Annotated in this window: 11 protein-coding genes; 1 reads left to right on the top strand and 10 read right to left on the bottom strand. The window is 39.6% G+C overall.

Going from position 1 to position 9,480, the window contains the following annotated elements:
* Positions 1-110: 110 nt before the first annotated feature.
* Complete coding sequence (gene ampC / locus AC4IFO_RS22405) at positions 111-1,250, bottom strand: class C beta-lactamase (RefSeq protein WP_490737728.1); 1,140 nt, start codon at positions 1,248-1,250, stop codon at positions 111-113.
* Between the two features lie 192 nt (positions 1,251-1,442).
* Between ampC and AC4IFO_RS22400 the strand changes: the two genes are divergently transcribed.
* On the top strand, positions 1,443-2,324 hold the full coding sequence (locus AC4IFO_RS22400) for a LysR substrate-binding domain-containing protein (protein ID WP_490737726.1): 882 nt from the start codon (positions 1,443-1,445) through the stop codon (positions 2,322-2,324).
* Positions 2,325-2,387: 63 nt separating this feature from the next.
* Here AC4IFO_RS22400 and AC4IFO_RS22395 read toward each other — a convergent pair whose 3' ends face one another.
* The 9 genes from AC4IFO_RS22395 to AC4IFO_RS22355 all read right to left on the bottom strand — a co-directional run.
* Positions 2,388-2,675: a helix-turn-helix domain-containing protein gene (locus AC4IFO_RS22395; protein WP_219245374.1), complete on the bottom strand. Its 288-nt coding sequence runs from the start codon at positions 2,673-2,675 to the stop codon at positions 2,388-2,390.
* A gap of 48 nt (positions 2,676-2,723) precedes the next feature.
* A complete protein-coding gene (locus AC4IFO_RS22390) occupies positions 2,724-2,972 on the bottom strand; it encodes a helix-turn-helix domain-containing protein (protein WP_490737723.1) in 249 nt (82 codons plus the stop codon).
* 270 nt (positions 2,973-3,242) lie between these two features.
* Complete coding sequence (locus AC4IFO_RS22385) at positions 3,243-4,238, bottom strand: fimbrial protein (RefSeq protein WP_490737721.1); 996 nt, start codon at positions 4,236-4,238, stop codon at positions 3,243-3,245.
* Between the two features lie 2 nt (positions 4,239-4,240).
* Positions 4,241-4,510, bottom strand: coding sequence for a helix-turn-helix domain-containing protein (locus AC4IFO_RS22380; protein WP_490737719.1), 270 nt, complete (start codon positions 4,508-4,510; stop codon positions 4,241-4,243).
* A gap of 48 nt (positions 4,511-4,558) precedes the next feature.
* Complete coding sequence (locus AC4IFO_RS22375; RefSeq protein WP_490737717.1) at positions 4,559-5,056, bottom strand: fimbrial protein; 498 nt, start codon at positions 5,054-5,056, stop codon at positions 4,559-4,561.
* 16 nt (positions 5,057-5,072) lie between these two features.
* Positions 5,073-5,591, bottom strand: a complete 519-nt coding sequence (locus AC4IFO_RS22370; protein ID WP_490737715.1) for a fimbrial protein — start codon at positions 5,589-5,591, stop codon at positions 5,073-5,075.
* Positions 5,592-5,601: 10 nt separating this feature from the next.
* The gene (locus tag AC4IFO_RS22365) at positions 5,602-6,582 is read right to left on the bottom strand and encodes a fimbrial protein (protein ID WP_490737713.1); all 981 of its coding nucleotides are present in this window, start codon (positions 6,580-6,582) and stop codon (positions 5,602-5,604) included.
* Positions 6,583-6,596: 14 nt separating this feature from the next.
* On the bottom strand, positions 6,597-9,119 hold the full coding sequence (locus tag AC4IFO_RS22360) for a fimbria/pilus outer membrane usher protein (RefSeq protein ID WP_490737711.1): 2,523 nt from the start codon (positions 9,117-9,119) through the stop codon (positions 6,597-6,599).
* 25 nt (positions 9,120-9,144) lie between these two features.
* The coding region (locus AC4IFO_RS22355; protein ID WP_490737709.1) for a fimbrial biogenesis chaperone at positions 9,145-9,480 on the bottom strand (336 nt) is incomplete at its 5' end.

The following is a 9,480-nucleotide window of genomic DNA, read 5'->3' as shown; positions in this document are numbered from 1 at the left end:
TGTTGGCTGTACTCGGCTACTTGGGTCACATACTTATGTATGCTCCCCAAGCTATCCTCATTTTGCCGCCTAGCCACCACTTGAACTATTCAGGTAATTGAATTACCGCATCAATTCTGGTTATCAATCTTTTCAATTAGCTGATAAACGGCATTAATGCGGTCAGGGATCGGATACCATTTATTGGCAAGGAGCACCACCGCGACTTGCTCTTCAGGGATAAATACCGCGTAAGTGGCAAAGCCATTGGTTGAGCCCGTTTTATTATAAAAAGCACGGGTTTCTGGTGGTAATGCGGGCTGAATAGCGTCCACTTTTTGTGGCTGTAATGCCATCTCATCGCGGTTGCCTTGCTGTAATTGCGAAAGCGATACTGGCCATGGGTAGCTTTCCCACATCATATCTTGTACAAATGAATCGGTTAAATATAACCCAGTATGGGTATCTTCCACCGCTTCTTGCCACGATTTTGCCACTTTTACCGTTTGCATATTAATTTCAAGAAAACGAATTAAATCCTTCGCGTTTGATTTTAAACCATAAGCTTGCGCATCTAAAATTTGTGGAGTGACTCGTACAGGTTGGTCTTTTTTATTGTAGCCTTGTGCATAATTTTTTTGCTGGTTCTTTGGCACATGAATATACGTGTGCTTGAGGCCAAGGGAAGGCAGCATCAATTTTTCCATGGCTTGTTCGAAAGGCATTTTTAACTGTTTTGCTGTCACAATACCTAATAAACCGGTCCCTAAATTAGAGTATGAACGAAACTGGCCAATCGCTTTTTCAGGGATCCAATTTTGGTAATAATGGGTTAATTCCGTTAAATTTGTAATTGTATCAGGAACAAACAAGGATAAACCTGATGTATGGGTTGCAAGGTTCATTACCGTAATATGGTCAAATGCAGAGCCTTTTAATTCAGGCAGATAGTGACTCACTTTCTGTGAAAAATCTAATTTACCCTGTACTTGTGCATAGGCAGCCAAAGTCGCGGTGAAGGTTTTAGACAAAGAGCCAATTTCAAATAGTGTATTATCGTTGACAGGTTCTTGGTTCTGTTTGGATTGTACGCCATAGTGGTAAATATAGCGTTTGCCCTCCATAGAGATAGCAACGGACATCCCCGGAATACCTTGCTGTTTCATCAACGGTTTAATGATGCTATCGACATCCTGTTGGCTTAATGCGTTCGCTGAAAGAGTTGTAAAAGCCAAACTAAGAGCGACAAAAATCCGCCCCTGACGAAGAATATTTTTCATAGAGTTGACCAATTAAGTAAAAGTTTAAGTTATTGCTAACCGATTTTGAAAAGTACTTCTGTGTGACGGATAACTGCCGTAATATCACAATTACCCCGCTCAAGTAGTTATTGAGCAAGAGTATGCGTGTTTTAAATTACTTTTTAAAACGATATAAAATTCGATGAGCTAAAAGAAAATCTTATGTCAGGAAATTATCGTCATCGCCTTCCACTGAATGCACTTCGCGCATTTGAAGCGTCTGCGCGGCATTTAAGTTTTACGCGAGCGGGGCTGGAATTGAATGTGACCCAAGCTGCGGTGAGCCAGCAAGTTCGCTTGTTAGAAGAGCAATTAGGTTTGGAATTATTTATTCGCTTATCACGAGGCTTAGCGCTGACAGATGAGGGCTTGGCACTTTTACCCGTATTGAGCCGTTCTTTTGATCAAATTGAGTCATTGCTAACGCAATTTGAAGATGGCCATTACCATGAAGTGCTGAGTATTTCGGTGGTAGGTACCTTTGCTGTCGGCTGGTTGTTACCCCGTTTAAGCAAGTTTTCTAACTTATATCCCTATATTGATTTGCGTATTATGACCCACAATAACGTGGTCAATTTGGCGGCAGAGGGTGTTGATTTTGCCATCCGCTTTGGGGAAGGCTTATGGCCATTAGTGGAAAATACACCTTTATTTTCGACTTCCCATACAGTGCTATGCACAGAAAAAGTCGCTGTCAATTTAGCATCACCACTGGATTTAAAAGATCACAATTTACTGCGCTCTTATCGTAAAGATGAGTGGGAAAAGTGGTTTCTTGCTGCACAACTCGAGCCATGGCGAGTGAAAGGGCCCGTGTTTGACTCCTCGCGCTTAATGGTTGAGGCTGCAATATTAACGGATAGTGTTGCATTAGTGCCAAGCTGTATGTTTGAGCACGAAATTAGCGCGGGAACACTGGTACAACCTTTTGATATTGGGGTCACATTAGGCGGTTATTGGCTAAGCCGTTTAAAGTCAAAGCCGATGACTTCAGCAATGAATATTTTCCAGCAATGGATATTAGAAGAGGCTCAACATTGTTAAGCCAGTACAATGATGTAGCTGGCTTAGGCGGGGTTATTTTGCAGTTTATCTGAATGCCATGCTTTAAAACACAAGCGTTTCGGCCTCATAGAAACTTTTTTTGTCATGAATAACGTTATTGGCATGATGTAATGGGTTATAGTCAGAGAAAAAGTAAGCAGGGTCAATATCGAATATTTGGCAAAGTTGGAATAGCGTATCAACATGGATATTTACTTCCCCATTTTCATAGCGAGATTGATGTTGTTGGCTAATACCTAACAAAGCACTGAGCTCTTTGCCACTCATACCGTAACTTTCTCTTAATGACCTAATTTTTACACCTACTGATGTGGATATTTTTTTGCTCATAATGTGCCTTAATAAAGAGTTAATTAATATTCTGTTGGATGTTTTTACTTATTCCAATTCCGTTAATTCTTTTATATCTTTATTAGAAATTAAATCATAAAAGTTAATTTCAAAGTAATTAACATATTGTTCCAATCGATCTAAATTAATACGATTGATTCCCCGTTCGTATCTTGATTGTTGTTGTTCGCTAATTCCAAAATCATTAGCCATTTTAGATAATGGAATACCTTTCATTTTTCGATAATAAGTTATTTTACGACCGACTAATTTTGATGCAGGATAATTTTTCTGCATAGTAAACTCCTTTTATATCGATAAGACTATTAAAAAATGACTGGTTTGACATAAAAAAGAATTTTAAATAAAATTGGTTTTTATATTAATTTATTACTCTAACAAAGAGTAATTGGTATTAGAATAGGCTTTCATTATTAAAATTCAAAAAAAACTAACTTGATATTAAAATTTAACTTAATTAATTCCAATTTGAAACATAATGCTCACTATTTGAACCATATAAAAAATTCTTATTAATAATCAAATAGAGATTGAGCATAATTTCGATTATTCATATATGATGTTTATAGTCGCTGTGCTATTTGCCGTGCCTGGTGTTATTTTATTCGCAGTTTTAACATAGCGTGCTTTCCAATTGAAGTTATAATCGCCATTTGCAACATTGTTTTGTAACGTGAATTTTGAATTAAGTTTTATCGGATTACTATTTTTGTCTAATAACTGGATTGCCACACCTGTTGCTTGGCCTTGACCAGATAGCTTTATTTTCCCAGTGTTGGTATCAACATACCCAGCACTACTTGAGACAGTGACTTTTAGATTTGTACCCGCAGCACAACTTAGCGTGACAGGGATGTTGTAGCTGTTGCTAAAACTACCAATGCTGGAAAACTGTGTATCATGCCACGTCCCTAAGTTAACATTGTAACTGTTGGCTTTTGTCGAACACCGTAATACATTAATTTTTATTGCGTTTGCCGGAATATTTAACGATGTGAGATTCCAAGTACTGTTATGTGGCGCTGGATTTCGCTGTGTTAATCTACCAACAAGCCCTGATTTTAAGCTACCTGCTTGCGTGACTTGCCCTGTTTTTTTGATAGTAATCGTCCAATATGGATTAGGGAGGCTCCAAGCGGCTGGGTTGTCTGCAGTGGGTGGCCCATAGCGTGTATTTAAGAGGCCGATTTCTGTTGCTTTCACTTGAATACTGATGCCAGGTATATTACTGGCGGCAATTTTATTCCCATTTGGTACCCAACCATTGAGATAATCAGCATATAAATAGGCATTCCCGCATTTACCATTACTCGTTGGGCCAGAAAATGTATTGACTCGTGAGCTCTTAAAATTGACTTGAATAGTCGCTAAATCGCGAGCTCCTGTATCATCATATTGGAGTGAATATGTTCTTGCTGGCACATTAACCACAACATTGTTTAAATTAGGGTTTTGAATACAAGCAGCATTCGCGTAACCTGCATTTAATAATATTAATGTAGGCAGTATTTTATAGTTAAATATTCTTTTTTTGATTTTCATTGCTATTTATACATTAATGAGTAAGTTTCAGTTATTTTCATTTTTTCTTCATTTGAAAAATCAAAGAAATTAATGAGTTCTGTTTCGAAAAAATTTGCATATTGGTTTAATCTATCCAGATTAATTCGATTAACACCTCTTTCATAACGGGACTGCTGCTGTTCGCTAACGCCAATTATTTTGGCAAGTTCATGCAGGGACATGCCTTTCATTTTTCGATAATAAGTTATTTTATTTCCAATAATTCTAGATACTGGATAATATTCAGGCATTTATCACCTCTACTTTGGAATATAACAACGTATTATTCATTAACGTTGTTAATTGTAAGTGAAATTAAATTCTAAATGACTTCGAAAAGATCCTGGCTCCATACCACTGCCATAACCAGCTACACGAGCGGAAAAAGGAAATTCCACACTGCGAGTTTGGCTGTTCACAGGAATAGTGATTTTTTCACCATTTTTAAGGGTGTTTTTACTGGTGCCACCAGCCAAATTTAAAGCAACATTTTTTGCCGTGCCATTATTAATAAAATAGTCAGGAGTGGTGGTATCTGGCGTGCCAGATAACGTCATCACTGCTTCTTTCGTTGCCACAGGGCAGTTTTTTAATTTCACTGAAAAATCGACCCAAGGGGATTTCTGGCTATCACGAATATTCCAGATATTAATTTTTTTCAGGTCAATCACATAGTTTGTGGTTTCTAATTCACACGGCATTGCCGTGACATATCCATGAACATTAATATTGATTTGCTGGTCGGCTGCAAACAAGGGGCTAGATACCAGCAATAATGAAAGCATCATTTTTTTCATGATTTTCTTCCTTTACTTATAAGTAGGTAATCGTGGCGGTAATATTGGCTAAAATTGACCCCGGAACCACATTGCCCACAGCACTGTAAGCACGGGTACGTAATGGGATTGCAATATCAGGTTGTCCATTTAGCGGTACCTGCAATACTTTTAAATTACCTAATGGTGTTACACCGTTATTACTTTGTAATTGCACAGCAACATTTTTTGCGGTACCTAAGTTTTTATATAAACTACTGGTGGTATCCCCTGTTTCAGCAGTGCCCGTAAAGGTCAGTTTGATTTGGTTTACAAATGACGAGCAGTTATTTAAATTAATATTAAAGCTTTTCCAAGCAGAACCTGTTTGAGGATTATTAAATGTATCTACAGGTAATTGCTTTAAATCAATATCAATATTATTACCGCCAGAGATATTACAGGTGGCAGCTTTAATATTACCTGTGAAATTAACTACAACATCATTTCCTGCAAATGATGATAAAGATACGGTAAGTAAGTTTATCGATAAAATAGTGAGTAATATTTTTTTCATACAATTATTCCTACTCATAGCGAATATTAATAGTGGCAGTGCCATTTGCAGGGCCTGGAGTGATTTTATCGGTAGTTTTAATATACCGCGCTTTCCAGCCGAAAATATAATCGCCTGCGGCGACATTATCCCTTATGGTTCGTTTACTGTTTAAAGGGATAGGGTTTTTATTGGCATCGACAATTTGTATAGCAACCCCTGTGGCTTTATCTGCTCCCCCTGACAAGGCTAATTGGCCTTGTGCTGCATTAATGGTACCGCTGGTTGCATTGATGGTTGCTTTAATATTGGTGCCTGCCAGACAGGTTAAAGTTATGGGGATATCGACTTCTGTACTGGTGCTACCAACTGTAGGGAATTGAGTATCATACCAATCACCTAAGTTAATTGTCGGAACAGGGCTTTTTAATGAGCAGCTTAATACATTTATACGAATGGCATTAGCAGGCATGTTTAGAGTTGTTAAATACCATGTACCTGATGCTCCACTATTAGTTTGGGTTAGCTGTGCAATGCTTCCTGAGCGAATTGTACCCGAGCTAGTCACTTGCCCAGTTTTTTTGATTGTAATATGCCAAACAGTATCATAGATAATCCAACCTAACTGCCCTGAACCTTGAGGTCCAAACTGGCGATTAAAATCTCCACCAATACCCCCTGTTGCAACTGTAATACCAATTCCAGGTATATTTGAAGGTGCGATATAATTATTAGGTGTCCAACTATTGATAAAATTTCCTTGTAAATAGGAATTACCACAACTGGTATTTTCACCATAAGTATTTGTGGATGAAGCGGATAAGTAACGTACATTGAACGAACCAAGATCTCTCGCTGCAGTATCATCATATTGAAGGTTATAGGTTGCAGATGGAACATTAGCCTGTATATTTCTGAAATTAGGATTTTGCGTACAAGCTGCACTCGCAGACCCTGAATATAAATATACACAACTAGCCGCTAATATTGATTGATAAAGTAATTTTCTCATAACCTATTTCCTTATTATCGGCAAACTGCAGTGGTTTTATATAAACCCATATAATCTGAAATACCGGCTAAGTTATAATTCACTTGGCATTGTTGTTTCTCATTATATTGAATAATAAAGTTGCCACTTTCCGCTAAACCGGATAAATACACTTCACCGTCATTGCCGACTAAGCTATTTAATTGGTTGTTATCGTTAAAGATGGCTTGCGCCCCAAATGGCACTGGCTTACCGTTTGCAAAGGTTAGCGCTATAATCGCACGGTAACCAACATTCGCCGCAAAGCTGGCTTTCACTAAGGCACCACGGCTCGGTGCGACAGTTTGGCTGGTTAACTCCATTTCGGTATTGTCGGGTAACGCTGAGGTATCGATATCCACGGTATTTTTACGGTAAGCCGTCACGTACGGCACTAACGCATAACCTTGGTTATTCGTCACCACGCCCGCTTGGTTCATAATCGGTACATCCCCTGCATTCGGGATTTCCACAATGGCGGCAGTCTCACCCAACTGCTGCCCTAATACTAACCCGTTCGAGTGTGCAACTAAGCTACCGTTCACTCCATAATACAGGTTATAGTTATCTTTGCTGTAACCCGAACCACCAGAAACTTCACCGTATTGCCCTTTATAGGAGGCATTCAAGTTACCTGTTGTTCCCGTTTCTTGGTTGGTAAAGCCTTGTTGCATACTCCAATTTAAACGGTTATTCAGCTGAGATGCAGAAACGCCCATGCTGCCTGTGCTAGAGTCACGGCTGCTATGATTGCTGACAAAGTTGATGTACGCCGTGTCATCAAACAAGCTAAACGGAATATTGACTGAGAACGTGAATAAGTGGTCTTCATCACTCTGGTTTTTCGTTCCCGTAGTGTATGAATAGCTGCTGGTGTTCTTGTTATAGGTATAATTCAGCCCATAGCTGATCCCTTGCCAGCTATTGTTATAACCCAGCGTAGCAGACTGTGTTTTTCGATCGCTGTTCCAATAATCTTCGTTGACGTACCCCGCTGAAATTGACCCGTAAGTATCTCCCAGATTTTGGCTCAAGGTAATTTCACCACGATTACGACGGCGTTCGATTTCAGGTACATAGTTGGTATCACGGAAGGTATCGAATACTTCCGATAAGCTGTAAAACCCTTCTGTGGAATAGCGATAACCTGCTAAGGCGATATTGGTACCGATATCATTTAGGTTTTTGTTATAGCGAAAACGGTAGGATTGCCCGCGTTCTTTGATGTCACTACGCAACTTAGCGTAGGACTGGGTAACGTCAATAGACACCGCACCAAATTGACCTAAGTTTTGCCCCGCACCTACTGAATAGGATTGATAATCTTCGCTTAACTGGCTACCACCGTAGGCAGTCACGCCATGGGGTAAGCCATAAACCACAGTAAATTGACCAAATTTGGTTTTATCTACATTGCTATCATAAGAGCGATATTGCCCCGCGGTAGCACTGTAAGCTAAATACCCTTCGCGTTGTAATACAGGGAGTGACGCAAATGGCACGATTTGTACTTGTTCGCTGCCGTTCGACTCTTTTATCGTCACATGCAAGTCACCGCTGCTTCCTGTTGGGTACAGATCGCTGATTTCAAACGGCCCCGCAGCCACGTCCGTTTGGTAGATGGTATACCCATTTTGGCGAATGGTAACTTGTGCATTGCTGCGTGCTATTCCGCGTACGACGGGGGCATAGCCACGTAAACTTTCGGGGTACATATCGTCATCAGTGGCAAGCTGCGCACCACGAAATGGCACGCTATCAAACACTTGTGATGGCGATATACTATCACCAAGAGTTAACTGGCTTTTTAGGCTATTGATCCCTCGGGAAGCATAGGTATAAATCGTGTCCCACTTATTGGATTGCCCGCTGCTATTTGACCATGTGGTGTAGTTACGCAGGCGCCATGCCCCAATATTAATACCTGGGCGTAGGTTCACATAGTTTGATGTGGTATCTTCGCCGCCTTTACGGTCAGTATTTTTCGACCCACTGTAGCTGTAATTGAGCAGTAGGGCGGTGATGCCATTGTCGATATCCGCTAAATCCACGTAACCCCGTGGGTTTTTCGCCAGTGCGATTTGTGGAATGCTCAAATATAAACGTTGAGAATCAAAATCAAAGTCACTTTTTGCATCAGGAATAATGGCTAAATTGACACAGCCATTTTGTGTGTTACTTAATTCAGGGTAATCCGCAATTTTAATATCAAAACTTTTTAAATCGTCCAGTGTTAAACAAGGGGCTAATTTATTGTCACTATTTTTATCGAACTTTAAATTTTTTGCGCCAATTAAATTGGTGTTCACATAAATATCGACATAATAGCTGCCGGCTAATTGTTGGTTATTTTCAAATTGGCTTAAATCTACCGCATCTTTATTGGGCAGCTCTAAAAAGTCGGGGTCAAAATATGTTTTTCCCTCAGCCGTATTATTGTTGGCCGGGTTTTCCGCGTACAAAGGTACCGTATAGCCTAAATAAATGAATAGGCTAAGGCATATTTTATTTATTTTCATGTTCACAACCTACAAAGATATTGGGCTATATTTTTGCTTCAGACGCCTCAGCGGCAGAGCCATAATCATTGATCACTTCCCATTTCACGGTGCCGTGAGCGGCGCTGTCATTGATGTCGAAAGTCGCGCTAGAAAAGGGCGCAGCGTAGGAAACATCATTGGCTTTTTTGCCATTAAATGAGATGCTTTGGAAATTCATAAAATACGGTGTTGGGTTTTTTACCGTTAATTGATTACCCGATTTAGACCATATCAGCTTTTTTTGTTGTTCTTCAAAGTTCACATCTTTAATTGCTGAGGGGCGGTAAATCAATTTCATTTGTGTTTTAAAGGCAATCTGCAACGAGTTTTCTGTGCGTTC

The sequence above is a fragment of the Providencia sp. UF-224 genome, assembly GCF_058245955.1.
The sequence above is the reverse complement of the archived record's forward strand: the minus strand, read 5'-3'. Positions and strand labels throughout refer to the sequence as shown.